The organism is Nocardioides flavus (ex Wang et al. 2016), assembly GCF_014653115.1.
Taxonomy (GTDB): Bacteria; Actinomycetota; Actinomycetes; order Propionibacteriales; family Nocardioidaceae; genus Nocardioides; species Nocardioides flavus.
In genome coordinates, this window is record NZ_BNAD01000017.1 from 33,818 (window position 1) to 59,743 (window position 25,926).

Annotated in this window: 30 protein-coding genes; 10 read left to right on the forward strand and 20 right to left on the reverse strand. The window is 70.8% G+C overall.

Going from position 1 to position 25,926, the window contains the following annotated elements; all coding sequences use genetic code 11:
* Positions 1-68: 68 nt before the first annotated feature.
* Genes aspS through IE200_RS18505 form a run of 3 tightly spaced genes read right to left on the reverse strand, consistent with a single transcriptional unit; the run spans position 69 to position 3,918 of the window.
* Positions 69-1,862 carry an aspartate--tRNA ligase gene (aspS, locus tag IE200_RS18495; RefSeq protein ID WP_191280965.1) on the reverse strand — a complete coding sequence of 598 codons (1,794 nt, stop codon included), beginning with the start codon at positions 1,860-1,862 and terminating at the stop codon, positions 69-71.
* Entirely contained in the window at positions 1,859-3,235 is a 1,377-nt protein-coding gene (gene hisS, locus IE200_RS18500; protein ID WP_191280966.1) for a histidine--tRNA ligase, read from the reverse strand. Before hisS ends, aspS begins: the two co-directional genes overlap by 4 nt.
* A complete protein-coding gene (locus IE200_RS18505; RefSeq protein ID WP_191280995.1) occupies positions 3,235-3,918 on the reverse strand; it encodes an MBL fold metallo-hydrolase in 684 nt (227 codons plus the stop codon). The genes hisS and IE200_RS18505 overlap by 1 nt, the downstream gene beginning before the upstream one ends.
* A gap of 113 nt (positions 3,919-4,031) precedes the next feature.
* On the opposite strand from IE200_RS18505, the gene IE200_RS18510 reads away from it, so the two are divergent.
* Positions 4,032-5,309: a DUF349 domain-containing protein gene (locus IE200_RS18510; RefSeq protein ID WP_191280967.1), complete on the forward strand. Its 1,278-nt coding sequence runs from the start codon at positions 4,032-4,034 to the stop codon at positions 5,307-5,309.
* Positions 5,310-5,322: 13 nt separating this feature from the next.
* On the opposite strand, the gene IE200_RS18515 is transcribed toward IE200_RS18510, so the two are convergent.
* From IE200_RS18515 to pdxT, 9 genes are all read right to left on the reverse strand, one after another.
* Entirely contained in the window at positions 5,323-7,611 is a 2,289-nt protein-coding gene (locus IE200_RS18515) for a RelA/SpoT family protein (RefSeq protein ID WP_229856800.1), read from the reverse strand.
* Between the two features lie 48 nt (positions 7,612-7,659).
* Positions 7,660-8,208 (reverse strand): adenine phosphoribosyltransferase, encoded by a 549-nt coding sequence (locus IE200_RS18520; RefSeq protein WP_191280968.1) that lies wholly within the window; start codon positions 8,206-8,208, stop codon positions 7,660-7,662.
* Positions 8,201-8,509: a preprotein translocase subunit YajC gene (gene yajC, locus IE200_RS18525; RefSeq protein WP_191280969.1), complete on the reverse strand. Its 309-nt coding sequence runs from the start codon at positions 8,507-8,509 to the stop codon at positions 8,201-8,203. Before yajC ends, IE200_RS18520 begins: the two co-directional genes overlap by 8 nt.
* Positions 8,510-8,577: 68 nt before the next feature.
* Positions 8,578-9,672, reverse strand: coding sequence for a Holliday junction branch migration DNA helicase RuvB (ruvB, locus tag IE200_RS18530; protein WP_191280970.1), 1,095 nt, complete (start codon positions 9,670-9,672; stop codon positions 8,578-8,580).
* Position 9,673: 1 nt separating this feature from the next.
* Positions 9,674-10,273: a Holliday junction branch migration protein RuvA gene (gene ruvA / locus IE200_RS18535; protein ID WP_191280971.1), complete on the reverse strand. Its 600-nt coding sequence runs from the start codon at positions 10,271-10,273 to the stop codon at positions 9,674-9,676.
* On the reverse strand, positions 10,270-10,806 hold the full coding sequence (gene ruvC, locus IE200_RS18540; protein WP_191280972.1) for a crossover junction endodeoxyribonuclease RuvC: 537 nt from the start codon (positions 10,804-10,806) through the stop codon (positions 10,270-10,272). Before ruvC ends, ruvA begins: the two co-directional genes overlap by 4 nt.
* Positions 10,807-10,899: 93 nt before the next feature.
* Positions 10,900-11,517, reverse strand: a complete 618-nt coding sequence (locus IE200_RS18545; protein ID WP_229856802.1) for a nucleotidyltransferase domain-containing protein — start codon at positions 11,515-11,517, stop codon at positions 10,900-10,902.
* A gap of 44 nt (positions 11,518-11,561) precedes the next feature.
* Positions 11,562-12,347 carry a YebC/PmpR family DNA-binding transcriptional regulator gene (locus IE200_RS18550; RefSeq protein WP_191280974.1) on the reverse strand — a complete coding sequence of 262 codons (786 nt, stop codon included), beginning with the start codon at positions 12,345-12,347 and terminating at the stop codon, positions 11,562-11,564.
* Between the two features lie 46 nt (positions 12,348-12,393).
* Positions 12,394-12,993, reverse strand: coding sequence for a pyridoxal 5'-phosphate synthase glutaminase subunit PdxT (pdxT, locus tag IE200_RS18555; RefSeq protein ID WP_191280975.1), 600 nt, complete (start codon positions 12,991-12,993; stop codon positions 12,394-12,396).
* A 45-nt stretch (positions 12,994-13,038) separates the two neighbouring features.
* Between pdxT and IE200_RS18560 the strand changes: the two genes are divergently transcribed.
* Entirely contained in the window at positions 13,039-14,175 is a 1,137-nt protein-coding gene (locus tag IE200_RS18560) for a serine hydrolase domain-containing protein (RefSeq protein ID WP_191280976.1), read from the forward strand.
* A gap of 12 nt (positions 14,176-14,187) precedes the next feature.
* Here IE200_RS18560 and pdxS read toward each other — a convergent pair whose 3' ends face one another.
* Both pdxS and pgsA read right to left on the reverse strand, forming a co-directional pair.
* Complete coding sequence (gene pdxS / locus IE200_RS18565) at positions 14,188-15,108, reverse strand: pyridoxal 5'-phosphate synthase lyase subunit PdxS (RefSeq protein WP_191280977.1); 921 nt, start codon at positions 15,106-15,108, stop codon at positions 14,188-14,190.
* A 64-nt stretch (positions 15,109-15,172) separates the two neighbouring features.
* Positions 15,173-15,796, reverse strand: coding sequence for a phosphatidylinositol phosphate synthase (pgsA, locus tag IE200_RS18570; RefSeq protein ID WP_191280978.1), 624 nt, complete (start codon positions 15,794-15,796; stop codon positions 15,173-15,175).
* Between the two features lie 353 nt (positions 15,797-16,149).
* On the opposite strand from pgsA, the gene IE200_RS18575 reads away from it, so the two are divergent.
* On the forward strand, positions 16,150-16,821 hold the full coding sequence (locus IE200_RS18575) for a class I SAM-dependent methyltransferase (RefSeq protein ID WP_191280979.1): 672 nt from the start codon (positions 16,150-16,152) through the stop codon (positions 16,819-16,821).
* Here the strand turns inward: IE200_RS18575 and IE200_RS18580 are convergent.
* Together IE200_RS18580 and IE200_RS18585 are read right to left on the reverse strand one after the other, a co-directional pair.
* On the reverse strand, positions 16,818-17,597 hold the full coding sequence (locus IE200_RS18580) for an inositol monophosphatase family protein (RefSeq protein WP_191280980.1): 780 nt from the start codon (positions 17,595-17,597) through the stop codon (positions 16,818-16,820). The two genes, IE200_RS18575 and IE200_RS18580, sit on opposite strands and share 4 nt — an antisense overlap.
* 1 nt (position 17,598) lies before the next feature.
* Entirely contained in the window at positions 17,599-18,108 is a 510-nt protein-coding gene (locus IE200_RS18585) for an HIT family protein (protein WP_229856804.1), read from the reverse strand.
* A 23-nt stretch (positions 18,109-18,131) separates the two neighbouring features.
* On the opposite strand from IE200_RS18585, the gene IE200_RS18590 reads away from it, so the two are divergent.
* Both IE200_RS18590 and IE200_RS18595 read left to right on the forward strand, forming a co-directional pair.
* On the forward strand, positions 18,132-18,608 hold the full coding sequence (locus IE200_RS18590; protein WP_191280981.1) for a GNAT family N-acetyltransferase: 477 nt from the start codon (positions 18,132-18,134) through the stop codon (positions 18,606-18,608).
* A complete protein-coding gene (locus IE200_RS18595) occupies positions 18,581-19,144 on the forward strand; it encodes a GNAT family N-acetyltransferase (RefSeq protein WP_191280982.1) in 564 nt (187 codons plus the stop codon). Before IE200_RS18590 ends, IE200_RS18595 begins: the two co-directional genes overlap by 28 nt.
* Before the next feature lie 52 nt (positions 19,145-19,196).
* Here IE200_RS18595 and IE200_RS18600 read toward each other — a convergent pair whose 3' ends face one another.
* From IE200_RS18600 to IE200_RS18610, 3 genes are all read right to left on the reverse strand, one after another.
* On the reverse strand, positions 19,197-19,868 hold the full coding sequence (locus IE200_RS18600; RefSeq protein ID WP_229856805.1) for a phosphotransferase: 672 nt from the start codon (positions 19,866-19,868) through the stop codon (positions 19,197-19,199).
* Positions 19,869-20,111: 243 nt separating this feature from the next.
* Complete coding sequence (locus IE200_RS20910; protein WP_229856806.1) at positions 20,112-20,528, reverse strand: hypothetical protein; 417 nt, start codon at positions 20,526-20,528, stop codon at positions 20,112-20,114.
* The gene (locus IE200_RS18610; protein ID WP_191280984.1) at positions 20,497-21,447 is read right to left on the reverse strand and encodes a glycosyltransferase family 61 protein; all 951 of its coding nucleotides are present in this window, start codon (positions 21,445-21,447) and stop codon (positions 20,497-20,499) included. Before IE200_RS18610 ends, IE200_RS20910 begins: the two co-directional genes overlap by 32 nt.
* A 422-nt stretch (positions 21,448-21,869) precedes the next feature.
* On the opposite strand from IE200_RS18610, the gene IE200_RS18615 reads away from it, so the two are divergent.
* From IE200_RS18615 to IE200_RS18635, 5 genes are all read left to right on the forward strand, one after another.
* Entirely contained in the window at positions 21,870-22,496 is a 627-nt protein-coding gene (locus IE200_RS18615) for a sulfotransferase family 2 domain-containing protein (RefSeq protein ID WP_191280985.1), read from the forward strand.
* Between the two features lie 11 nt (positions 22,497-22,507).
* Complete coding sequence (locus IE200_RS18620; RefSeq protein ID WP_229856809.1) at positions 22,508-23,182, forward strand: sulfotransferase family 2 domain-containing protein; 675 nt, start codon at positions 22,508-22,510, stop codon at positions 23,180-23,182.
* Between the two features lie 209 nt (positions 23,183-23,391).
* Complete coding sequence (locus IE200_RS18625) at positions 23,392-23,637, forward strand: hypothetical protein (RefSeq protein ID WP_191280987.1); 246 nt, start codon at positions 23,392-23,394, stop codon at positions 23,635-23,637.
* Positions 23,638-23,895: 258 nt separating this feature from the next.
* Positions 23,896-24,303 (forward strand): hypothetical protein, encoded by a 408-nt coding sequence (locus IE200_RS18630; RefSeq protein WP_191280988.1) that lies wholly within the window; start codon positions 23,896-23,898, stop codon positions 24,301-24,303.
* Between the two features lie 499 nt (positions 24,304-24,802).
* Positions 24,803-25,567: a calcium-binding protein gene (locus IE200_RS18635; RefSeq protein WP_191280989.1), complete on the forward strand. Its 765-nt coding sequence runs from the start codon at positions 24,803-24,805 to the stop codon at positions 25,565-25,567.
* A gap of 164 nt (positions 25,568-25,731) precedes the next feature.
* Here IE200_RS18635 and IE200_RS20915 read toward each other — a convergent pair.
* On the reverse strand, positions 25,732-25,926 hold a 195-nt coding region (locus IE200_RS20915), incomplete at its 5' end, for a hypothetical protein (RefSeq protein WP_229856807.1).

The window sequence follows — 25,926 nt, forward strand, 5'->3', positions numbered from 1 at the left end:
GGGTAACGATCCCGTTACGACGTGTTGCCCTCGTCGTCGCCTCGAACCCACGGCAAACCTGCGGGAGATCACTCCGCGCGCGGGACGTCCTTCGCGGGCACCGCGTCGACACCGGCTTCCTTTCGCTGCTCCGCGGTGATGGGAGCGGGCGCGGCCGTGAGCGGGTCGTAGCCGCCGCCGGACTTGGGGAAGGCGATGACGTCGCGGATCGAGTCGGTGCCGGCCAGCAGCGCGACGATGCGGTCCATGCCCACCGCGATGCCACCGTGCGGGGGCGCGCCGAACTTGAAGGCGTCGAGCAGGAAGCCGAACTTCTCCTGCGCCTCCTCCTCCCCCAGGCCCATGACGGAGAACACCCGCTTCTGGATGTCGCCGCGGTGGATACGGATGGACCCGCCGCCGAGCTCGTTGCCGTTGCAGACGATGTCGTAGGCGTACGCCAGCGCGCTGCCGGGGTCGGTGTCGAAGGTGTCGACGAACTCCGGCTTGGGACTGGTGAACGCGTGGTGCACGGCCGTCCAGGCGCCCGCACCGACGGCCACGTCGCCGCTCGCGACGGCCTCGGAGCTCGGCTCGAACAGCGGCGCGTCCACGACCCACGTGAAGGCGAAGGTCGAGTCGTCGAGCAGGTCGAGCCGGCGGCCGATCTCGAGGCGCGCGGCGCCGAGCAGCGCCCGGCTGCTCTTCACCGGGCCGGCGGCGAAGAAGACGCAGTCGCCGGGCCGGGCGCCGACGTGGGCGGCGAGTCCCGCGCGCTCGGCGTCGGTGAGGTTCTTGGCGACCGGCCCGCCGAGCTCGCCGTCCTCGGCGATCGTGACGTAGGCCAGGCCCTTCGCACCGCGCTGCTTGGCCCAGTCCTGCCACGCGTCGAACTGGCGACGCGGCTGGCTGCCGCCGCCGGGCATGACGACCGCACCGACGTAGTCGGCCTGGAAGACCCGGAAGGGCGTGTCCTTGAAGTAGTCGGTGCACTCGACGAGCTCGAGGCCCATGCGGAGATCGGGCTTGTCCGAGCCGTACCTGGCCATCGCGTCTGCGTACGTCATCCGCGGCAACGGGCGCTCGATCGTGTGGCCGGCCTGCGCCCACATCGCCTCGAGCACGTCCTCCATCAGCTCGATGACGTCCTCCTGGTCCACGAAGCTCATCTCGATGTCGAGCTGGGTGAACTCGGGCTGGCGGTCGGCGCGGAAGTCCTCGTCGCGGTAGCAGCGCGCGATCTGGTAGTAGCGCTCCATGCCGCCGACCATCAGCAGCTGCTTGAACAGCTGCGGGCTCTGCGGCAGCGCGTACCAGCTGCCGGGGGCGAGGCGGGCCGGGACCAGGAAGTCGCGGGCGCCCTCCGGGGTGGACCGGGTGAGGGTCGGGGTCTCGACCTCGACGAAGTCGCGCGCGTCGAGCACGTCGCGAGCGGCCTTGTTGATCTTCGAGCGCAGCCGCAGCGCGGCGTTGGGGCCGGAGCGGCGCAGGTCGAGGTAGCGGTGCTTGAGGCGCGCCTCCTCGCCGACCTCGCCGCCCTTGTGACCGGAGGCGTCGTCGATCGGGAACGGCAGCGGCTCGGAGGTCGAGAGGACCTCGACCTCGGTGGCGACGACCTCGATCTCGCCGGTGGCGAGGTTGGGGTTCTCGTTGCCCTCCTTGCGGGCCACGACCTCGCCGACGACCTTGAGGCAGAACTCGCTGCGCAGGCTGTGCGCGACCGCCTCGTCGCGGACGACGACCTGTACGACGCCGCTGCTCTCGCGGAGGTCCAGGAACGCGACGCCGCCGTGGTCGCGCCGTCGGGCGACCCACCCGGCGAGCGTGACGGTCTGGCCGACGTGGTCGGCGCGCAGGGCGCCGGCGTCATGGGTGCGGATCACTGGATCTCCTCGGTTTCACTGGTTTCGCTGGTTGCGGTGGTGATGATCGTGGGCCGTACGTCGGCCTCGGGCGGCGACCAGGCCGAGGGATCGGCCTCGACCTGCTCGCCGGTGCGGATGTCCTTGACCTGGTGGGTCACTCCCCCGCCGTCGGCCGGCTGGACGAACCAGACGAACGGGATGCCGCGGCGCTCGGCGAACCTGATCTGCTTGCCGAACTTCGCCGGGGACGGTGCGACCTCGCAGGCGATGTCGCGTGCCCGCAGCGCGGCGGCGACGGCGGTGCTGGCGGCGCGGTCGTCCTCGGTGTTGAGGGCGACGAGCACGGCGCTCGGCACCGGCCGGCTGCCCTCCAGGACGCCGTCGGCGATCAGGGGGACGAGGGTGCGGGAGACGCCGAAGGACACGCCCACCCCGGGGTACGTCGTACGGCCGTCGCTGGCCAGCGCGTCGTAGCGCCCCCCGCCGCCGACGGACTTGAGGCGCTCGTAGCCCTCCATGAAGATCTCGACGACGGTGCCGGTGTAGTAGTCGAGGCCTCGCGCGATGCGGAGGTTGGCCTCGACGCCGACGCGGCCGCCGGCCACCGCGCGGCAGCCCTCGACGACCGCGGCGAGCTCCTCGAGCCCCTGGTCGAGCAGCTCGTCGGTGACGCCGAGTGCGCGGACCTGGTCGACGAACGACGTGTCCGTGACGCGGATGGTCGCCAGCTCGAGGCAGCGCCGGGCCTGCTCGGACGTGGTGCCGACACGGTCGACCAGCATCCGGGCGACCTCGTCGGCCGGGAGCTTGTCGAGCTTGTCGATGACCCGGATGGCGTCCGTGACGTCGTCGATGCCGAGACCCCGGTAGAAGCCCTGGATCAGCTTGCGGTTGTTGAACTGGAAGGACACGCGCGGGATCGGCAGGCGCCCGAGGGCGTCGACCATCACCGCCATCACCTCGACGTCGTGGTGGAACGGCAGCTCGTCGCGCCCGACGATGTCGACGTCGGCCTGGGTGAACTGGCGGTAGCGGCCCTCCTGGGGGCGCTCACCGCGCCAGGCCGGCTGCACCTGGTAGCGGCGGAAGGGGAACTCGAGGTGACCGGCGTGCTCGAGCACGTAGCGGGCGAACGGCACCGTGAGGTCGAAGTGCAGGCCGAGCTCGGCCTTGGCGTCGGGCTCGGCCGCGATGCGCTGGAGGACGTAGATCTCCTTGTCCACCTCGCCGCCCTTGGCCAGGCGCTCGATCGGCTCGACGACCCGGGTCTCGATGTTGGCGAAGCCGTGCAGCTCGAAGGTGCGCGAGACCGACGCGATGACCTCGCGCTCGACGGCACGCTGGGCAGGCAGCAGCTCGGGGAACCCGCTCAGCGGGCTGATCTTGCTCATCAACGGTCCTGACGGAGGTCGTGGAGGAAGGGGTTGGTGGCGCGCTCGCGGCCGATCGAGGTCTGCTCGCCGTGGCCGGGCAGCACGACGATGTCGTCGGCCAGCGGCAGCACCTTGGTGCGCAGGCTCTCGAGCATCGTCGCGTGGTCGCCGCCGGGGAGGTCGGTGCGCCCGATCGAGCCCGCGAAGAGCAGGTCGCCGGAGAACATCACCTCCGAGACGTCATGCTCGGCGTACGGCGAGCGGAAGGTCACCGACCCCTCGGTGTGTCCCGGGGTGTGGTCGACGACGAACCGGAGGCCGGCCAGCTCGAGCTCGGCGAGGTCGGACAGCTCGCGCACGTCGTCGGGCTCGGCCCACGAGTAGTCGCCGCCCAGCAGCATCTGGGTCGTCTCGCGGCTCATCCCGGCCATCGGGTCGCTGAGCAGGTGGCGGTCGGCAGGATGGATCCACGCGGTCGCGTCGTAGGTGCCCGCGACCGGCGCGACGCACCACATGTGGTCGACGTGGCCGTGGGTGACCAGGACGCTGACCGGCTTGAGCCGGTGCTCGCGCACCACCTGGTCGACTCCTGCGGCGGAGTCCTTGCCGGGGTCGATCACGACGCACTCGGACCCGGGACCCGTCGCCACGACGTAGCAGTTGGTCCCCCAGGGTCCGGCGGGGAAGCCGGCGATGAACACGGGCGTCAGTCCTTGCTTGTCGTCCACTGGTCGCCTGGCCGTCGGGCCAGTCGTCTGCTTGTCGGTGGGAAGCCTACCGACGGCGCTCCGGGCCATGACTACGATGGGCGACCATGAGCGCCGACAAGCAGTCCACAGACGACGCAACCCAGGCCGGAACGGCCTGGGGACGTGTCGCCGAGGACGGCACCGTCTATGTCCGCACCGCCGACGGTGAGCGTTCCGTCGGGTCCTACGAGGCCGGCACGCCGGACGAGGCCCTGGAGTTCTTCACCAAGCGGTTCGAGGAGCTGGAGGGCAAGGTCCACCTGCTCGAGCAGCGGGTGACCTCGGGGCGCCTGGCCCCGGAGGAGGCGACCTCGTCGGTGAAGGCCCTGCGCGAGCAGGTCGTCGACGCCCACGCGGTCGGCGACCTCGTCGCGCTCGCGGCACGCCTCGACGCCCTCGCGCCGGTGATCGCCGTGCAGCGCTCGGCCCGCAAGGAGGAGCGCGCGCAGAAGGCGGCGGAGTCAAAGGCGGCGAAGGAGAAGATCGTCGCCGAGGCGGAGCGCCTCGCCGAGGGGACCGACTGGCGCAACGGTGCCAACCGGCTGCGCGACCTGCTCGCGACGTGGAAGGAGCTCCCCCGGCTCGACCGCGCGACCGACGACGCGCTGTGGCGCCGGTTCTCGACCGCGCGCACCACGTACACCCGCCACCGCAAGGCCCACTTCGCCGAGGAGCACGAGCGCCGCGACTCCGCCCGCGTGATCAAGGAGCGGCTCGCCACCGAGGCCGAGGCGCTCGCCACCTCGACCGAGTGGGGCCCGACCGCCGGCAAGTACCGTGACCTGATGCGGGAGTGGAAGGCTGCCGGCCCCGCCCCGCGTGAGGTCGACGACAAGCTGTGGCAGCGTTTCCGGGGGGCCCAGGACACCTTCTTCGGCGCCCGCGACGCGGCCAACGCCGCCCTCGACCAGGAGTTCGCCGCGAACGCCGAGGTCAAGGACGCGATCCTCGTCGAGGCCGAGGCGCTCGTCGCCCAGGTGCAGGCCGAGGGCGCGGACCTCGAGGCGATCAAGAAGACCTTCCGCGAGCTCGCGGACCGCTGGGACGCCGCCGGCAAGGTGCCGCGCGACCGGATGAAGGAGCTCGAGGGCCGGATGCGCAAGGTCGAGCAGACCATCCGCGCGGTCGAGGACGAGCAGTGGAGCCGCAGCGACCCGGAGAAGTCAGCGCGCGCCGACGACATGATCGGCAAGCTCGAGGCCGGCATCGCCGAGACGCAGGCGCGCCTCGACACGGCAGCCGCGGCCGGTGACGACCGCAAGGTCAAGGACCTCGAGGCCGAGCTCGCCAACAAGCAGGCGTTCCTCGACATGGCGCGCAAGGCGGCCGCCGACTTCGGCTGAGCGGGCCCCGTGGTCAGGCGGTGACGCGGTAGGCGTCGAACACGCCCGGCACGGCGCGTACGGCTCGCAGCACGCCGTCGAGGTGGGCGGCGTCGGCCATCTCGAAGGAGAACCGGCTCTTCGCCACCCGGTCGCGGGTCGTCGACAGCGTCGCGCTGAGGATGTTCACGTGGGCGTCGGAGAGCGCCATGGTGATGTCGGACAGCAGCCTGGCCCGGTCGAGCGCCTCGACCTGGATGTTGACCAGGAAGGTCGACTGCGACGTCGGCGCCCACTCGACCTCGAGGACGCGTTCCGGCTGGCCGAGCAGGCTCGAGGCGTTGGTGCAGTCCTTGCGGTGCACCGACACTCCCCCGCCCTTGGTGACGAAGCCCAGGATCGGGTCGGGCGGCACGGGCGTGCAGCACTTCGCGAGCTTGACCCACAGGTCCTCGACGCCCTTGACGATCACGCCGGAGTCGGTCGGTGCGCGCTTGGCGGAGGCGCGTGAACGACCGGTGATGGTGACGCCCTCGGCGAGGTCCTCCTGGGCCCCATCGTCCCCGCCGTGCAGGTCGATGACGCGACGTACGACGGCCTGCGCGCTGAGGTTGCCCTCCCCCACCGCGGCATAGAGCGCCGAGACGTCGGCGTGGTGGAAGTGCTCGGCCACCAGTGCCAGGATGTCGTGCGTCATCAGCCGGTTGAGGGGCAGCCCCTCCTTGCGCATGAGCTTGGCGATCTGGTCCTTGCCGCGCTCGATCGCCTCCTCACGGCGCTCCTTGGTGAACCACTGCCGGATCTTGGAGCGCGCCCGCGGCGACTGCACGAAGTTGAGCCAGTCGCGCGAGGGTCCCGAGGTCGGCGACTTGGAGGTGAAGACCTCGACGACGTCGCCGTTGTCGAGGTGGGACTCCAGCGGGACCAGGCGGCCGTTGACCCGGGAGCCGATGGTGTGGTGGCCGACCTCGGTGTGGACGGCGTAGGCGAAGTCGACCGGGGTGGCGCCCATCGGCAGACCGATGACGTCGCCGCGCGGGGTGAAGACGTAGACCTGCTGCTGGTTCATCTCGAAGCGCAGCGACTCCAGGAACTCCCCCGGGTCCTCCACCTCGCTCTGCCAGTCGAGCAGCTGGCGCAGCCAGGTGAGGTCGTCCTTGTCGCCGAGGCGGTCGGTGTCGACGCCTGCCTTGCTGTTCTCCTTGTACTTCCAGTGCGCAGCAACGCCGTACTCGGCGCGTCGGTGCTGGGCGAAGGTGCGGATCTGCACCTCGACCGGCTTGCCCTGCGGGCCGATGACCGTGGTGTGGAGCGACTGGTACATGTTGAACTTCGGCATCGCGACGTAGTCCTTGAACCGCCCCAGGACCGGGTTCCACCGCGAGTGGATGACGCCGAGCGCGCTGTAGCAGTCGCGGTCCTCGTCGACGAGGATGCGGATGCCGACGAGGTCGTAGATGTCGGAGAAGTCGCGACCCCCGACGATCATCTTCTGGTAGATCGAGTAGTAGTGCTTGGGCCGGCCGGTGACCTTGGCGTTGATGCGCGCCGACTTGAGGTCCTGCTCGATCTCGGCGACGACCTCGGCCAGGAACTGGTCGCGCGAGGGGGCGCGCTCGGCGACCATCCGGACGATCTCGTCGTAGATCTTGGGGTGGAGCGTGGCGAAGGCGAGGTCCTCCAGCTCCCACTTGAGCGTGTTCATGCCGAGCCGGTGGGCCAGCGGAGCGTAGATGTCGAGCGTCTCGCGCGAGGACCGCTCCTGCGACGCGGCCGGGACGTAGCGCAGCGTGCGCATGTTGTGCAGGCGGTCGGCGAGCTTGATGACCAGCACGCGGATGTCGCGCGACATCGCCACGATCATCTTGCGGATGGTCTCGGCCTGCGCCGAGTCGCCGTACTGCACCTTGTCGAGCTTGGTCACGCCGTCGACGAGCAGCGCGACCTCGTCGCCGAAGTCGGCACGCAGCGCGTCGAGCGTGTAGGGGGTGTCCTCGACCGTGTCGTGTAGCAGGGCGGCGACGAGGGTCGGCTCGGTCATGCCGATGTCGGCGAGGATGGTGGTGACCGCGAGCGGGTGGGTGATGTAGGGGTCACCGCTCTTGCGCATCTGCCCGGTGTGCCACTTGTCCGCGGTGGCGTAGGCACGCTCGAGGAGCGCCAGGTCGGCCTTGGGGTGGTTGGCCCGCACGGCCCGGAACAGCGGCTCGAGGACCGGGTTGGACGACGGCGGCCTGGTGCCGACGCGCGCGAGGCGGGCCCGCATCCCGCGTGCGCTCAGGGCCGCCTTCGGCTCCTGTGCGGGTGCCTGCTCCTCGTCCATCGGACCAGTCTAGTGAGCACTCGCCCGCGTCCGGTGCCCGACCGGAGGTCAGATGGTCAGCAGCGTCGAGATCGGCAGGTCGCCGGTGACCGTGCGCGGCTCGAGGAACGACAGCTCCATGAGCACGGAGGCCCCGGTGGCGGTGCCGCCGCACGCCTCGATGAGCCGCCGGGTCGCGTCGACGGTGCCGCCGGTGGCGAGCACGTCGTCGACCATCAGCACGCGCTCGCCTGGGGCGATGCCGTCGCGGTGGACCTCGAGCGTCGCCTCGCCGTACTCCAGGGCGTAGGCCACCGCGTGCGCCGCCCGCGGCAGCTTGCCGGCCTTGCGGACCGGGACGAAGCCGATGCCGAGGGCCAGGGCGACGGGTGCGGCGAGGATGAAGCCGCGCGCCTCCATCCCGACGACCTTGTCGACCACGACCGTGCCGTGGTCGTCACGGCCCGCCGCAGCGAGGGCGGTGATCACCGCGGAGAACGCGTGGTGGTCGGCGAGCACGGGCGTGATGTCCTTGAACGTCACGCCCGCCTCGGGCCAGTCGGGGACGTCGACGGTGAGGCGGGTCAGGGCCTCCTGGGCCGTACGTCGGTCAGGCATCGCCGCGCTCGTCGTCGTGCCGGTCGACCCCGGTCTGGCCGAGCGGCTCGTCGACCTTCGCGATCGCCGCGCGCGCGATCTCGATCTGCGTGCCGGGCGCGATCTCGAGGTGGGCGCGGTCCTCGGTGAGCGAGACGACCGTGCCGAAGACGCCGGAGGACATCATCACGCGCTGGCCGACCTGGATGCTGTTCTGGAGGGAGACGACCTCCTTCTGCCGGCGCTGCTGGGGGCGGACCACCATGAACCAGAACAGGGCCAGGATGGCGACCAGGGGCAGGAGGGCGGCAAGGTCGTTCACGGTCGTACGTCTCCTCAGGAGGTGGGGTGCGCGAGCGCGTGGAGTCTACGCGGCCCCGCAGGTCCTCCCTACAGGTTCTCGAAGAGGGTGGAGTCGACCGTCGGCACCGCCGGCGGGGTGAGACCGAGGTGGTGCCACGCCGCGGGGGTCGCGACGCGGCCCCGGGGCGTACGGGCGAGCATGCCGGTGCGGACGAGGAACGGCTCGGCGACCTCCTCCACGGTCTCGCGCTCCTCGCCGACCGCGACGGCGAGGGTGGAGATCCCGACCGGTCCCCCGCCGAACCGGCGGCACAGCACGTCGAGCACCGCGCGGTCGAGCCGGTCGAGACCGGACTCGTCGACCTCGAACAGGTCGAGCGCCGCCTGCGCCACCGGCAGGCTGAGCACCCCGTCGGCGCGCACCTGCGCGTAGTCGCGCACCCGGCGCAGCAGCCGGTTGGCGATGCGGGGCGTGCCGCGCGAGCGAGACGCGATCTCGCCGGAGCCCTCCGCGGTCAGGTGCACACCGAGCAGGCCTGCGGAGCGGTGCACGATCAGGTCGAGCTCGTGCGACTCGTAGAACTCGAGGTGGGCGGTGAACCCGAACCGGTCGCGCAGCGGGCCCGGCAGCAGGCCGGCGCGGGTCGTGGCGCCGACCAGGGTGAAGGGCGGGATCTCGAGCGGGATCGCCGTCGCGCCGGGACCCTTGCCGATGACGACGTCGACGCGGAAGTCCTCCATCGCCATGTAGAGCATCTCCTCCGCCGGGCGCGACATCCGGTGGATCTCGTCGACGAAGAGCACGTCGCCCTCGTTGAGGCCGGAGAGGATGGCGGCGAGGTCGCCGGCGTGCGTGATCGCGGGACCGCTGGTGAGGCGCAGCGGGGTGCTCATCTCGGCCGCGATGATCATCGCCAGCGTGGTCTTGCCGAGCCCGGGCGGACCGGACAGCAGCACATGGTCGGGGGCGCGGCCGCGGCGACGGGCGGCCTCGAGGACCAGCCCGAGCTGGTCGCGCACCCGGACCTGCCCGACCACCTCGTCGAGGGTCTTGGGCCGCAGGGCCGCCTCGACCGCACGCTCGTCCCCGTCGGCCTCCGCGTCGGTCAGCCGCTGGAGGTGGCTGAGCTCGGCCGCGCTCAGCTCCACCTCGTCGACCTCGGTGTCGTCGTCCCAGTGCATCTCAGGCCTTGCTCAACGTACGGAGCGCGGCGCGCAGCAGGGCGCCGACGTCGGGCGCGTCGCCCGCCTCGGGTGCCACCGCGTCGACGGCCTTCTCGGACTCCTTGGCCGACCAGCCGAGCCCGACGAGCCCCTGCTGGACCTGGTCGCGCCAGGGCGCGGCGGGTGGAGCGGCCGCTGCCGGGTGGTGGACGCCGACGGGCGGGCCGATGCGGTCCTTGAGCTCGAGGATGATGCGCTGGGCGCCCTTCTGGCCGATGCCCGGCACCCGGGTGAGCGCCTTGACGTCCTCGGTCGTGATGGCCCGGCGCACCTCGTCGGGGCTCATCACGGCCACGATCGCCTGAGCGACCTTCGGACCCACGCCGGAGGCGGTCTGGGCGATCTCGAAGATCTGCTTCTCGTCGTCGTCGGCGAAGCCGAAGATGGTCAGGCTGTCCTCGCGCACGACCATGCTCGTCGGCAGCGTCGCGGACCTGCCGACGCGCAGCGTCGCGAGCGTGCCGGGCGTGCACATCAGCTCGAGCCCGACCCCTCCGACCTCGAGCACGGCGCTGGAGAGGGTGACGGCGGCGACCTCGCCGCGGACGAAGGCGATCATCTGGTCCTCACGGGGGTCGTCCTGCGGGCCCGGGCCACGGCGGCCTCGAGGCGGTTGCTGGCGGATCCGCGCCAGACGTGGGTGATGGCCAGGGCGAGCGCGTCGGCGGCGTCGGCGGGCTTGGGGAGCTCGGGCAGCCGCAGGATCCGTACGACCATCGCCCCGACCTGCGCCTTGTCGGCGCGGCCGTTGCCGGAGACGGCCGCCTTGACCTCGCTGGGAGTGTGCATCGCGATCGGGAGCCCTCGCCGCGCGGCCACGACGAGTGCGATGCCGCTGGCCTGGGCGGTGCCCATGATCGTGCTGGAGTCCGACCGGGCGAACACCCGCTCCACCGCGACCGCGTCGGGCCGGTGCTCCTCGATCCAGGCGTCGAGGCCCTTCTCGATGGTCACCAGGCGCTCGGCGATCGGCAACGTGGAGCTGGTGCGCACGACACCGACGTCGACCATGGTCAGCGGCCGCCCGACGCTCCCGTCGACGACCCCGACGCCGCAGCGGGTCAGGCCGGGGTCGATGCCGAGCACGCGCATGCAGCTCCCCTTCCACTGTCGTCGTCCGAACACATGTTCGTCCGGTTCACGCTAACCCGGCGCGGCGGCCCCGACGCGTGCGACACGCTGGGCTCAGGCAGAGCGGGCCCAGTCGTGGTCGGGGTCGAGCCGGGCGACCGCATCGCGCAGCCACTCCCGCGCCGTGTGGTCCAGCAGTGGGAGGGCGACCTCGGCGTCGCGCCGGTCCTTCTCCCGCACCTGCGCGGCCTTGAACATCAAGGACACCTCGGGCCGCGCGTAGCGGAGGCCGTCGGGCGCGACCCACGTGACGTCGTCGAGCTCCTCGGTGTGCTCGAGGTTGCGCTTGTTCGTCCAGCGACCGCTGGTGGCCGGCGTGAACGGGACGTCGAGCACCCAGGGCGAGCGGGCGTCCCGGCGTACCCAGACCTGGCTGTCCGGACGGACCTCCGTGAAGCGGCTGTCGAACGGGCGGAACCAGCTGTCGTCGACGCTCCACGGCGTCCACCGGTCGCCGAGGAACTCGCGGAACGCTGCGGCATCGGTGGACAGCAGGGAGATGTCCGTGTCCTCGTGGGCGCGAGGGACGCCGGTGAACACCTCGATGCTCCAGCCGCCGATGATCCACCAGGGGCGGTCGAAGCCGGCCATGAAGTCACCGATCGTCGCCGGGGTGAGGGGGTCCCACCCGCCGTACCACCGATCGAAGTCCCCCGGGTCCAGCGGGCGCACGCCCGCCGGCTCCGCGACCGGTGGCGACGAGGGGCCCTCCGCCATCAGGCGTCGGCGGACTCGAGCTCGGCCATCACGTCGTCGGGGATGTCGACGTTGGTGAAGACGTCCTGCACGTCGTCGAGGTCCTCGAGGGCGTCGACGAGGCGCATCACCTTGGCGGCACCGTCGGCGTCGACAGGGATCTCGAGGCTGGCGACCCACTCCACGTCGGCGGAGTCGTAGTCGATGCCGGCCTCCTGGAGGGCGGTGCGCACCGCGACGACGTCGGTGGCCTCGCTCTGGACCTGGAAGGACTCGTCGAGGTCGCTGACCTCCTCTGCCCCGGCGTCGAGGGTGGCCTCGAGGACGTCGTCCTCCGTGACGTCACGCACGGTGCCGTCCTGGTCCTGCGACTTCGGCACCACGATGACGCCCTTGCGGGTGAACAGCCGCGAGACCGAGCCCGGGTCGGCCATGGTGCCGCCGTTGCGGGTCACGGCGGTGCGGACCTCCATGGCGGCGCGGTTCTTGTTGTCGGTGAGGCACTCGACGAGGAAGGCGACGCCCTGCGGGCCGTAGACCTCGTAGGAGATGCCCTGGTAGTCGACGCCGCCGGACTCGGCACCGGAGCCGCGCTTGACCGCGGAGTCGATGTTCTTGTTGGGGACCGAGCTCTTCTTGGCCTTCTGGATGGCGTCGTAGAGGGTCGGGTTGCCGGCGGGGTCACCGCCGCCCTGCTTCGCCGCGACCTCGATGTTCTTGATCAGCTTGGCGAAGAGCTTGCCGCGCTTGGCGTCGATCGCGGCCTTCTTGTGCTTGGTCGTTGCCCACTTGGAGTGGCCTGACATGAGTCCCTCTATCTGTCGCGGATCTGTCGCGGTCTGGTGCGGTGCGTCAGCGGGCCGAGCGCACCAGGTCCACGAACATCCCGTGGATCCGGTGGTCGCTGCCGACCTCGGGGTGGAACGAGGTCGCCATCAGGGGGCCTTGACGGACCGCGACGATCCTACCCGCGGCCGGTCCGTCCTCGACCCGAGCCAGCACCTCGACGTCGTCCTCGACCGACTCCACCCACGGCGCGCGGATGAAGACCGCGCGCACCGGCTCGGCGAGGCCGTCGACGTGCAGGTCCTCCTCGAAGGAGTCGACCTGACGGCCGAACGCGTTGCGCCGCACGGTGATGTGCAGCCCTCCGACGGACTGCTGCCCGGGCGCCCCGTCCTCGATCCGGTCGGCGAGCATGATCATCCCGGCGCACGTGCCGAACGCGGGCAGTCCGCCTCGTACGGCCGCGCGCAACGGCTCGAGGAGGTCGAAGATGCGCGCGAGCTTGACCATCGTGGTCGACTCGCCGCCGGGCAGGACGAGCCCGTCGCAGGCGGCGAGCTCGGCGGGGCGGCGTACGGACACGGGGTCGGCGCCCAGCGCGCGCAGGGCGGCCAGGTGCTCGCGGACGTCGCCCTGCAGGGCGAGGACGCCGATGACGGGACTCACGGACGTCGATCCTAGGACCGGGCGCCGACCGTAGGATCAGCGGTCATGAGGTCCCTACGACCGGCCGCCTTGCTGGCCCCGGTGCTGGCCCCGGTGCTGGCCCTGGTGCTCGCCGCCGGTGGCGCGAGACCCGCCACCGCGGCGCCCGCGACCGAGAGGACCGCGACCGTCGAGGGCTGGGTCGTGCGGCCGCCGGCCGACCTGGGCCTGCGCGGCGTTGCGCTCCGCCGGGGCGCGGCCGAGGCGCGGCACCTCGACTCCACCTGCTTCGCCGTGCTCCGCAACGGCAGGCTCGCCCGGGACTGGAACTGGCGCCTGGCGCGCGACGAGCCGCGCGAGGTCTTCTCCATCACCAAGTCGGTGACCAGCACGCTCGTGGGCATCGCCGTGCGCGACGGCGACCTGCGCCTCGACGACCGCGTCTCGCGCTACGTCCCGCAGTGGCGCGGCACCGCGTCCGAGCCGGTGACCGTGCGCCACCTGCTCTCCAACGACAGCGGGCGGTTCTGGTCGTTCGAGACCGACTACACGCGACTCCTCGCAGCGAGGAGCCGGACGAGGTACGCCATCTCGCTGCCGCAGCAGCACCCGCCGGGCAGCGCCTGGGCCTACAACAACGCGGCGATCCAGGTGCTCGAGGCAGTGCTCGAGCGGGCGACCGGACGACCCGTCGCGACCTTCGCGCGCGAGCGCCTCTTCGAGCCGCTCGGCATGACCCGCTCGTCGTTCGTCACCGACCGCGCCGACGACGCAGCCGTCTTCTACGGCATGCGCACGACCTGCCTCGACATCGCCCGGCTCGGTCGGCTCTACCTCGCCGGGGGCACCGTCGACGGCCGCCGGGTGATCGACCGGTCCTGGGTCCGTCGCGCCGTGGGCCGCTCGTCCACCGTGCACAACGCCGCCTACGGCCACCTGTGGTGGCTCAACCGTCCGGGCACGCTGCGCGGCGCCACCGACCCGGTCGACGGCCAGGGCCAGCCGCTGCGGCCGGTGACGGGGCAGCTGGCTCCGTCCGCGCCGGACGAGGTCTACGCAGCGCTCGGCTTCGGCGGCCAGGTGCTGCTCGTGGACCCGACGACCCGGACGATGGTGGTCCGCCTCGGCCTCCCCGCCCAGCCGGGCGAGGAGGCGTACGGCCTCACGAACGCCGCGCGGGTGCTGACCCGGGCCGTGCGCTGAGGTGTGAGGGCTCTACCAGCCGCGCTCGGACAGCCGGTGCGGCTGCGGGATCTCGTCGACGTTGAGGCCGACCATCGCCTCGCCGAGGCCTCGCGAGACCTTGGCGATGACGTCGGGGTCGTCGAAGAACGTGGTGGCCTTGACGATCGCCTCGGCACGCTGGGCCGGGTTGCCGGACTTGAAGATGCCGGAGCCGACGAAGACGCCCTCGGCGCCGAGCTGCATCATCATCGCGGCGTCGGCCGGGGTCGCGATTCCACCCGCGGTGAACAGCACGACCGGCAGCTTGCCGGCGGCGGCGACCTCCTTGACCAGCTCGTACGGCGCCTGCAGCTCCTTGGCCGCGACGTAGAGCTCGTCCTCGCTCATGCCGTGCAGGCGGCGCAGCTCGCCGCCGATGGTGCGCATGTGCATCACTGCATTGGAGACGTCACCGGTGCCGGCCTCGCCCTTGGAGCGGATCATGGCCGCGCCCTCGGTGATGCGGCGCAGCGCCTCACCGAGGTTGGTCGCGCCGCACACGAACGGCACGGTGAACTTCCACTTGTCGATGTGGTTGGCGTAGTCGGCCGGGGTGAGGACCTCGGACTCGTCGATGTAGTCGACGCCGAGCGACTGCAGGACCTGAGCCTCGGCGAAGTGGCCGATGCGGGCCTTGGCCATCACCGGGATCGAGACGGCCTCGATGATCGAGTCGATCATGTCGGGGTCGCTCATCCGGGACACGCCGCCCTGGGCGCGGATGTCGGCCGGGACGCGCTCGAGGGCCATCACGGCGACAGCGCCGGCGTCCTCGGCGATCTTCGCCTGCTCGGCGGTGACGACGTCCATGATGACGCCGCCCTTGAGCATCTCGGCCATGCCGCGCTTGACGCGGCTCGTGCCGTGCTCGATCGGGGTCTCGGAGGACCCCTGGGGGGTGTTCTCAGCCATGCACCGATCGTAGTGCGGGCTCATCCCAAAGGATGCATCGGCCCTCGCTGCGAGGGCCCCACCCTCAGCCCCGCGAGGCGGCTCGCGCGAGCGCCTGGCGGCGGACGACCCAGATGCGCTGCGCGACCGTCACGGTCGCGGCGACCGCGAGCGCCCAGAGGGCGACGTGCAGCAGGATCCACAGGTCGAGCACGTCGGCGAAGAACGCGGGGACCAGCATGCCGACGAGCCGGTCGGGGCGCTCGGCGACGCCGACCTTCGCGTCGTAGCCGAGGTGGTCGGCCTTCGCCCGGGCGTACGACGTGACCGCGCCCATGACGAGGACGACGAGGCACAGCGCGAGGTAGAGCCGGCTCTCGGCGTGCCAGGCGAAGAACAGCGCGAGGCCGCCGAACAGCGCGCCGTCGGCGATCCGGTCGAGGGTGGAGTCGAGGAAGGCCCCGAAGTCGTCGGTGCGCCCCACCTTGCGGGCCATCGCCCCGTCGATGAGGTCGCTGAAGACGAAGGCGGTGATGAACAGCACGCCCTGCCACACCCAGCCCTGCGAGAAGAAGAACAGCGCACCGAAGCTGACCCCGAGCGTGCCGACCAGCGTCACCACGTCGGGGCTGATGCCCAGCCGGATGAACGTGTTGACGAAGGGCGCGAGCATGACGCCCTGCCAGAAGGCCTTGAACCGATCGAGCACGAGTGGAGGTTATCGAGACGCCGTCTCTAGTAGGGTCGCGGGTCGCTGCCCCGACCGCTGGGAAGGAAGTTCTGAATCGTGAACGAGCTGACGAACGCGTGCGTGGCCTGCGGCGTCGACGGTCGCGACGCCCCGCGTCTCACAGCCCCCGAGATTCAGGAGATGAGCGGGGAGTCCTTCCACTACCGCCTCTGCGGGGGCTGCGGCTCCTTGCAGATCGACGAGGTGCCTGACGACCTGGCGCGCTACTACGACGCGTCCACCTACAGCAGCTTCCAGGTCAAGAAGTCGCTCGCGCACCGGCCGATCGTGCAGAACCCGGCCACTGTCTCGCGCTCCGTACGCTCGGGGCCGTGCATCGCCGGACCGGACGGGGTCTCGGCCTGCGTTTCGTCCGCGACGCCGGCATCGGTCCGCACGACTCGGTCATCGACATCGGCTCGGGCGTCGGGGAGAACCTCGTCCACATGCGCCTGCTCGGCCACCGCGACCTGACGGGGACCGACCCGTTCCTTCCCCACGACATCGTGGCCGGCGGCGTGCCCGTGCTGCGACGGCACCACTCCGAGCTCACCGGGTCCTACGCCTGGGTGGTCATGAACCACTCCTTCGAGCACGTTCCCGATCCGCACGCGATGCTCGCCTCCGCCTCCCGGCTGATGGGCGACGACGGTCGGATCCTGATCCGGATGCCGATCATGGGATCGGCGGCCTGGCGCACCTACGGGATCCTCTGGTCGCAGGTCGACGCGCCGCGTCACCTCGTCCTCTACACGCCCGAGGCGATGGAACGGATGGCCGAGCGTGCCGGCCTCGTCGTGGAGCGCCTGTTCTACGACTCGTGGTCGTTCCAGTTCTGGGGCAGCGAGCTGGCGCAGCGTGGACTGCCCCACAAGGGGGCGTCGCTCGCGCAGGCCCGCCGCCACTTCAGCAAGGCGCAGATCGCCGCGTGGGAGTCGCAGAGCGCCGACCTCAACGCGCAGAGGGACGGCGACGCCGGGGGCTACGTCCTGCGTCGCGCCTAGGGACGCTCGAGCAACGCCGCCCGGACGTCCGCCACCGCACCGGGCGCGCCGGTGACCGTCCAGTCCACCCCGGCAGCCTCGACCACGACCGAGTCGCCACCGGCGCCGCGGATGACGGCCGCCCCCGGCAGCCGGTCCCAGTCGGCCACCGAGTGCTGGAACAGCACGTCCCACTGGCCCTCGGCGATCGCCATCACGTCCATCGTCCCCGAGCCCAGCATCCGCAGCGTGCCGACCTGGCCGAGGGCGCGGGCGAACGCCAGCCCGACCTCGCTGCCGTAGAACGGCGGGTGGAGGTAGGTCGCGGCGCACCGGGACTCACGCGGCGTCTCAGGCAGCGGCGCCAGCGGCGTGCCGTCGCAGGTGCTCGGCAGGTCGGGGCCGCCGACCCACGTACGGAGCGAGGCCGCGTGGTGCACGGCTCCGAGCAGCACGTCGTCCTCGTCGCGGAGGGCGATCGCGCTGCACCACCAGTCGCTGCCGCGGGAGAAGTTGAAGGTGCCGTCCACGGGGTCGATGACCCACGTACGACCCGAGGTGCCGGGACGCGAGGTGCCCTCCTCGCCCACGATCGCGTCGTCGGGGCGCTCGGCGGTGAGCTGCTGGACGATCAGCCGCTCGGCGGCGGTGTCGGCCTGGGTGACGATGTCGGAGGCGCTGGTCTTGTGCTCGACGTCGAGGCCCTCGGCGCGGATGCGGGCGGCCAGCAGGGCTGCCTCGCGGACGAGGTCGGCGGCGAGGTCGGCGTCGGCGGCGAGGGTGGGAGTCACGGTCACCTCAGGCCTCCGCCCACGCCTCGGCGAGCAGCCTCCGCGTGTCCTGGAGCAGCTGGGGCAGCAGCTTGGTGCCGCCGACGACGGTGATGAAGTTGGCGTCCCCGGTCCAGCGCGGCACGACGTGCTGGTGCAGGTGCTCCGACAGGGACCCACCGGCCGAACGGCCCAGGTTGAGCCCGACGTTGAACGAGTGCGGCCGGCTGACCGCCCGGATCGCGCGGATGGCCTGCTGGGTCATCGACATCACCTCGGCCGACTCCTCCGCGGTGAGGTCGGTCAGGTCGGCGACGTGGCGGTAGGGCAGCACCATCAGGTGCCCGGGGTTGTACGGGTGCAGGTTGAGCACCACGTAGGCCGCGTCGCCGCGCGCGACCACGAGCGTCTCGTCGTCGGCGTGGTGCGGGATGGCGCAGAACGGGCAGCCCTCGTCCTCGACCGCGGTCCTGACGTAGGCCATCCGGTGCGGAGTCCAGATCCGCTCGAGCCCGTCGTCACGCATCCCGCCAGTCATGGCAGCGATCCTAGGGTGGGCCCATGACCTCGATCCGACCGGCCGTGCCGGCCGACATGGCCGCGGTGGCCGAGCTGTGGCACGAGGGCTGGCACGACGCCCACGCCGGCCACGTGCCGGAGGCCCTCACTGCCGTACGGACGCTGGAGGCGTTCCACGAGAGGACTCCCCCGCGCGTGGGCGACACCGCCGTGGCCGTCGACCCCTCCGGCTCGCTCCTGGGCTTCGCGATGGTCGCCGGTGACGAGATGGAGCAGCTCTTCGTCGCACGCGCCGCACGCGGGACCGGTGTGGCCGATGCCCTGCTCGCCGACGCGGAGCGCCGGATCGCGGCCGTCGGCCACCCTTCGGCGTGGCTGGCCGTCGTCGCGGGCAACGCGCGGGCGCGGCGCTTCTACGAGAAGCACGGCTGGGTGGACACCGGCGACCTACCGTACGAGGTCGTCGCGGACGGGCAGACGTACGTGTCGCCGTGCCGGAGGTACGTCCGGACGTGGTGAGCGCGACGGCCCTGCCTCCGTACGCCGTGCGCCTGGCACGGCCCGGGGAGGAGGACGAGATCTGCCGGGTGTGTCGTGCCGGGTTCACCTCGTCGTCGACGGGCCTGCTGCCTCCCGACCTCGTCGAGCGACAGGCACAGCGCTACTACGACCCCGCGCGCGTACGACGGGAGATCACCACGGCCGGCGCCGACCCCGCATGGCAGGGATACGTCGTGGCGATCACCGACGACGGCCGGGTGCTGGGCGCCGCCGGCGGTGGCGTGCTCGACCGGTCCCGCGGACAGCTGTACGTGATCTACCTGGAGGCCGGTCTGCGCGGACGCGGCATCGGGACTGCGCTCCTCGACGCGGTCACCGAGCAGCAACGGCAGGTCGGTGCCACCGAGCAGTGGGTGTCGGTGACGGAGGGCAACTCGCTCGGCCTGCCGTTCTACCGGGCGCGCGGCTTCGACGTACGGGACCGGGTGCCGTACGTCGACCCCGACGACCTCAGCGTCGCCGGGCACTCGTTGCGGATGGGCAGGGCGATCTGAGCGAGCCGACCGCCGCTGGCCGCCCTCCACCTGCGTTGCCGCGGGCGGGGTGTCAACGGGAGAACAGAGACCTGTTCTCCTCGATCCATGCGATCTCCGCTGCCTCCTCCTCGAGGCTGCCGTCGGCGACCCAGGTCTTCTGAGGCTCCAGCCCTTGGTCGGCGAGGCGACGGACGTGCTCGATGGTGGCGTGCCGGCGTCGGACGACGGCGTCGGCGACATCGAAGTCGGCGGGCAGCCCGTACGCGTCGAGGAAGGCATCGATGCGGGCACGGCGGTCGGGCACCCGCGGGAAGTGATGCCACTCCAGGGTCGACCGGTCGTCGCGCATCGGGGCGAACCAGAGCAGCGCGTACGACACGTCGTCGAGCCTGGTCGCGCGGTGCAGGAAGTCCCAGTCGATGAGCGCGATCGCCTCACCGGCTCGCCACACGAAGTTCCACGGACCGGGGTCTCCGTGCACGAAGACGTCACCACCTGCAGCCGTCGGGGGCGCGTGGAAGACCGCGTCGGCGGGTGGGACCCAGTCGACGGAGGCGTCGTGGATGCGGCGCAGCAACCGCGCTGCCGATCGCAACCCCTGCTCGTCGTGCTGGTTCTTCCACCCGTCACCGCCGCTCTCGCCGTCGATGTAGCGCAGGGTCTCGGTCTCGCCGTCCAGGGACAGCGGTTCGGGAACACACTCCAGGCCCTTGTCGCGGAGGTGGGACAGGAACGAGTGCACGGTCGCACTCTGCGGCCCAGCCGGACGCGTGACGGTCTCGGCGGTCAGCTCGACCGGTCGGAACCGCTCGTTCACCTCAGCCGCTCTGTTCCGCACCTCGTTGGCCATGAGGCACCCTCACACGGGCGGCAGGCGGGTCACCACGGGGTTTCGACGGGCACACCGCGCGTCGCATGGGGCGGACGGGCGGGCGCGGCAGATCCGGGCGAGCGTAGCCGCCCTCAACGCGGCAGGTCCGGATGTTCACCGCCCGAGTTGCTGGTCCAGGACCGAGGTCCAGTCCTCTTCCGCCAGTCCTGCATGGACGAGAACATCGCGCCAGTCGACCTGAGCCAGTTCGATCTGCCGTCCGAGTTCCCGCGTATCGCCGCCCGCCGCAAGGACGATCGCCGCCTGAACCCTCTCAGAGTGCGCAGCGCCCGAGACCATGAGGGTGACGTCGTCGGCGACGCCTTGCGGGAAGTCGTGCTCGATCCGGCGAGCAAGCCGACGCGTGACGTGACCCATGATCAGACCTTGCCACGCGTCCAGCGATGTCGCTGAGGGACACTCGCTCATCGGCAGATGCGCGCACTCGTCGCGGCATGTCCGGATGCTCCGCAACACGATCCCCAGACGGCCCTGCCCCTCAGAGTCCGAGGCGTCGGAGCGTTCGCTCAACGCCGCTCTTCTCGGTGCCGCCCGGTATGAAAGCACGCTTGTGGCCCAGCGCGGCGTCGATCGCGACCTGCATGGCGACCGGCGTGTCGGCCGACCTGCCGTCGCCGATCTCAACGACCCGGCCGTCGGGGGACATGAAAGCGGACTGATGCAGGCCCGAACCCGACAAGCCTGCGAGCACGCGGGCCGAGGCGAGGCGCCGGAGTTGTTCGTCGACGCTCAGCGCCTCTGGGGCGACGATGTCAAAGCCGTGGCGGGCGAACAGATCATCGAGCGCCCGGTCTTCTTCGCTCGTCGTTCGGATGGGTCGCCGGTGTCCCTCGCTCCGCCGGCGCGCGTTAAGCGCCGTGCGTGAGATGTAGACGCGGTCAGGCCCGCGCTCGCCTCGGAAGTTTGCAGCGATGCGTTGCCAGACGTCCCGAGCCTCCGGGTGGGCCCATGCGTGGAGGGAGACGCTGCGACCCGGTACGACGAGGCGCTGCGCCCGCGCGGGCCGGTCGCGGTCCACCACCTGGATCGGCAGGTCGTGCCACCCCGCGAGGTCCAGCAGCCGCTGCTGCCAGTCGGACGTGCGGTGCCGGCCGAAGCTCGAGTGGAATGCCAGCCCCGCGGGGCGTTCGTCGAGGGTCGGCCAGAGAGTGGTCAGGGTCTCGACGAGGAAGTGGCCGAAGACCGACGTCCAGGTGCCGCCGTACAGCCAGGTCCCTGCCAGTTCGGTCGCGTCGGAGCGGCGCAGCACCCGCTCGGGATCGGCTGCCACCCGCTTGCCGCGCGGGTTGCCCAGTTGCTTCTGGGACGCTGTCACGAGCGTGTCGTTAGCGTCGTAAACGGCACCCCGGAACCACTGATCGAGGTGATAGACGGTGGCGAGGTTTCCGGTGGCGACCTCGGAGAGGTAGGCATTCTCCACCGTGAGCACGCGGGGGGGGCGGCGCGGCTGAACAGGGGGGGCGGCGGACTCCCACCTCGGGCGCGTCAGACTGATGGTCCTCACGGTTTCCCCTGATCGTTGACGAACCCGTATGACTACGCATCGGACTGAAAGGTTGTCATGACCCGTTAATGAGACTGGGCCGCCCCGGGGGGATGGTCGGCCCGGCGGACAAGACGTCAGCCAGACACGAGTGAAGACCCTGACGCCGTGCGACGCGGCCGCCGTCGAGGAGGCGATGCGCCGGCTGCTCACAGTCGGCAATGCGAGGCGCAGCTGAACAGGGGGGCTCCCACCTCGGGCGGGTCAGACTGAGGTCCTCACGATTCCCCTTCGATTGTTGACGAACCCGTATGACTACGCGTCGGACCGGCGTCCGGTTGCCGGCGCCTGCGACTAAGGTGTTCGTCGTGCCGATCTTCACTCGGGACGGACGCTCCGTGCTCTTCGTCCACGTGCCCAAGACGGGTGGCACGAGCATCGAGCGGGCTTTCATCCGGGCTGGATGGGAGGTCGGGTTGCGGGTGACGCCGCACACGCACCCGGCGCAGAGCCGGCTGCATCGGATCTCCCCGCAGCACCTGCACGCTGCGCTGCTATCCGAGATGCTGCGGCTGGCGCGGTTCGACGCGGCGTTCATCCTCGTCCGCGACCCGGTGATGCGCTTCTGCTCCGAGTACGTCATGCGAAACAAGCGTCACCCTGGGGCCGGTCGGGCTGAACACGTCGAAACGTGGACGCGCGACGCGCTGGCGCGCCTTGAGCGCAACCCGGCCGTTCTCGACAACCACTTGCGACCTCAGCACCAGTTCGTCCTGCTGGACTCGCAGGTGTACCGATTCGAGGACGGGCTCGCGTCTGCGCTCGCTGACCTCGGCGACCGTTTCTCGCTCGAGCTGCCGACAGTGGTGCCGCACACGCTCGAGAGCGGTGCCGATGGCGGCCTATCGTCGCGCGACGTCGAGCTTACCGACGACGTGACCGCGCAAATCCGCGCGGCGTACGCCCGCGATTATGAGGTGTTTGGCTACACCTAAGGGGGGTGGGGATGTCCCGGCGGTCCCGGACACATTCGGTGGCTGGGATAGCCTCAGGTGTGCTGGTCTGCGACTCCCATCGGGTTCTGTTCGTTCACGTTCCGAAGACCGGCGGTGTCTCGGTCGAGGGTGTGATGCGCCGGGCCTGCCCAGATGCACGGAAGAACGTGGAGCCGCGACGTGGCCGACACGCGCCGCTGGGGCGCATCCTCGACTCCGAGCCGGAGCTCGCGGCGTACTGGTCCTACGGGTTCGTTCGGAACCCGTGGGCGCGAATGGTGTCTTGGTACGCCATGATCGATGATTGGGGCCGTCGGATCGCTGCGGGGGGTCCGGGGGCGGTGAAGAACCGGGGCAACGACATGTGGCGGGCCGTGGGGCAGTACGCCGACTTCGAGGAGTTCGTCGTGCGCGGCACCGAGGAGTGGCCGCGGATGGGCCGACCGCAGACCGCCTACCTCGGCGCCACCTCCCACGCTCGCGAGGTGGACTTCATTGGCCGGACGGAAAACTTCGCCGCCGACCTCCGGGTCGTGCAGGAGCGAATCGGCGTGACGCCCCAGGAACCGCCTCGGCGCAACCGCTCAACGCACGGGCACTACCGCGACTACTTCACCGACGCCGCGCGCCGCAGGGTCGCCGAGGTCTACGCCGAGGACATCGACCGCTTCGGCTACACGTTCTGACGCGGCCGGCCCGCGTGTAAGGCCCGATGAGCGAGGATCACAACTACACCTTGAGCGGCGTGGGTCGGCATCGGCACCGGGTCGGAGCGCAGCTCAGCGCGGCGTGTCGATAGGCCGCGCGTTGATACCGGCGGTCGGCCCATACGGCCAACCCGGGGGCAAGGAGTCGATCGACTCGATCGTTTCGCAAAAGGCCACACCTCACCGGTGTGCAGATCGATGCGGCCGCCGCCCGCGACCGCGTCTCCCTCGAGCACATCGACGAGCTGGTCGAGATCGACGGCAAGCTCCTCAACAACGGCGCCGGCCCAGCCCCCAGGCTCCCCGTCAATGCGGCAACCAGGTCCTCGTCGCCCTCCCAGACCCTCTCGCACAACTCGGTCACGCACCGCTCAGCCAGCGCGCGCTCCACCAATGTTCTGGGCCAGCGCCGCGAGCAGCCCATCACCGACTAAACTGCAGCGCGTGACCTGGCCAGGGCCTGCCACCGAGGAGCGACACCAGCGCCTCTCCATCGTCGCGAACACGGCAGCGCGAAGCTCCCGTAGCCGCTCTCGCTGGGACATGTCGGCCTTCTTCCCATCGCTGCGATACCGCGCACCACTCGCGGCAGATCCGATTGTTTCACCACCAGTTCGCCCTCCCCGATCGCATGATGGGACCCTGCTCGGATGCGCGTGGGTCCGACACTTCTGTGAGGGGAGGGACGGGCCGTGCTGAACCTGTATCAGCGCCGCGTCGCGTATGTGATCGTTTGGCTGCTGTGCCTGGCATGGGCCGCGCTCGGACTAGTCGGAATCATCACTGCCTACACAACACCGACCGGAACGGACGGCACGGGCGGCTTTCTCTTTCTCCTCTCCATAGTAGGAGTCGGCCTCGTGCTGGTAGCGCTTGCAGCGCTGGTGGCAGGCGTTGCGATCGTTCGGATCCTGAATGCGGGGACGTTGCGCTGGCGCACGCTCCTTGCGCTGGTCGGGTCCATGTCCGTAGTCAGCGTGTGGGTCGGGCTGCTGCTGGCTCCATCGATCCCCACACTTGGAACGCTTCTAGTGCTGCAGGCCGTGCTGCTTCTGGCACTGGCCGCTGTCGTCCGTCCCACGCCGGTCGCCAGTCAGTGACGAAGCCCGCTCGCCGCTCGACCCCAACGCCGACAGCACTCGGATCGCGGCAGGTCCGGGCGAGCGTAGCCGCCCTCAACGCGGTAGATCCGGATGCGCAGCGGGTCTGCGGGACGGTCGAGACACCCGCTTGACTCTCGCAACTGCGAACGCCGACAACTGATCATGAGGTCGGCGCGTCTTAGCAGGGACCGTCGCGTGCGACGTACCGTCACCGACACGCTGCCCACCATCATCAGGGGACAGCGCTCACCCAAGGGGGAACCGTGCTTCGACGTTCGACCACGCTTGTTGTCACCGCGCTTGTTGCGGGGGCGCTGAGCGCACCGTCTTCGGCGGCTTCGGCCACTGGCCAGACTGCCAAGGCCGACCGGCCACGATCGTCGGCACTGGCCCGGCCATTCAGGGCACGCCGGGTGATGACGTCATCGTCACCGGCACCTCCCAGCGCACCTACGCTGTCGCTGGGAACGACCTGGTGTGCGTCAGCCCGTCCGCCGTGTTGGTGGTCGCGGGCGACGGCGATGACGTGGTGGACGCGTCTCAGGCTGGGTTGACAACAAGCGTTACCTATCTAGGTGCTGGTCTCGACCGCTACCTCGGGGGACCTGGCCCAAGCTATGTGTACGCGGACGGGACGGATGACACCGTGACAGACGCCTGGCGGGCGTACCTGACGGTCACCGCGCCTGTGACGGGGACACCTGGCACCTACACCGGTGGCGGGATCGCTGTCTGGTCGGCCGACCAGGACGTGGAGATCGACCTGGACACCAACATGGTGACGGTCGGCGGGGTCCATGGGGTCAACCTGTCTGGGATCGTTCACGCGGGCGTAGTCGCGCCGCGCGCGGTGTTGCGAGGCAACGCCGAGGACAACTACCTGTGGGGGGCGGGATGCGATGTGCTGTTCGTCGGGAAAGGCGGAAACGACACCCTCCGCGGTGCTTCTTTCTCCGACGACTCCCCCTACGCCCAGATCAAATCGGAGTGCGTGGGCATGAAAGCCACGATGCGTGGTGGATCCGGCGACGACAGCATCCAGGGGTGGCAGGGCCTCAACCGGTTGGTCGGGAACGCAGGCAACGACGAACTCCAAGGCCGCGCCCGATCAGACGTGCTCCTCGGTGGCAGCGGCCGCGACGACCTCAGGGGCGGCGAGGCGTCGGACGTGCTCCGCGGAGGCGGCGGACGCGACACCGCCGACGGGCAGAGTGGCCGGGACCGCTGCGATGCCGAACGCGAGCGTCGCTGCGAACGCTGAAACCACTAGGGTTGACGATCGCTCTGGGCGCTCATCGGGATGAGCGGACACCCGACTTTCGGCATGAGCGGACGCACTATCGGGGGACTTCCAGCTGAGCGATCCTGGGTCCGCACATGCCTGTGGCCCCGCCATCGTGGGGACTGGCGGGGTACGGGGCGGGGTCATCGTCGGCGGGGGCGTGGGATGCCGGGTGAATTCTTGCTGGGCGAGGAGGGCGCCGGGGGATCGCTGGTCGAGGAGGGCGCTCTGGCGCCCGTCACGAGACCCAGGTCGTCCAGGTGGTGCGCGTCGAGCTCGGTGGTGCCGTGTCGGTCGCGGCGGTAGCGGTAGCCGTGGGGAGCCGTCCACTCGAACAC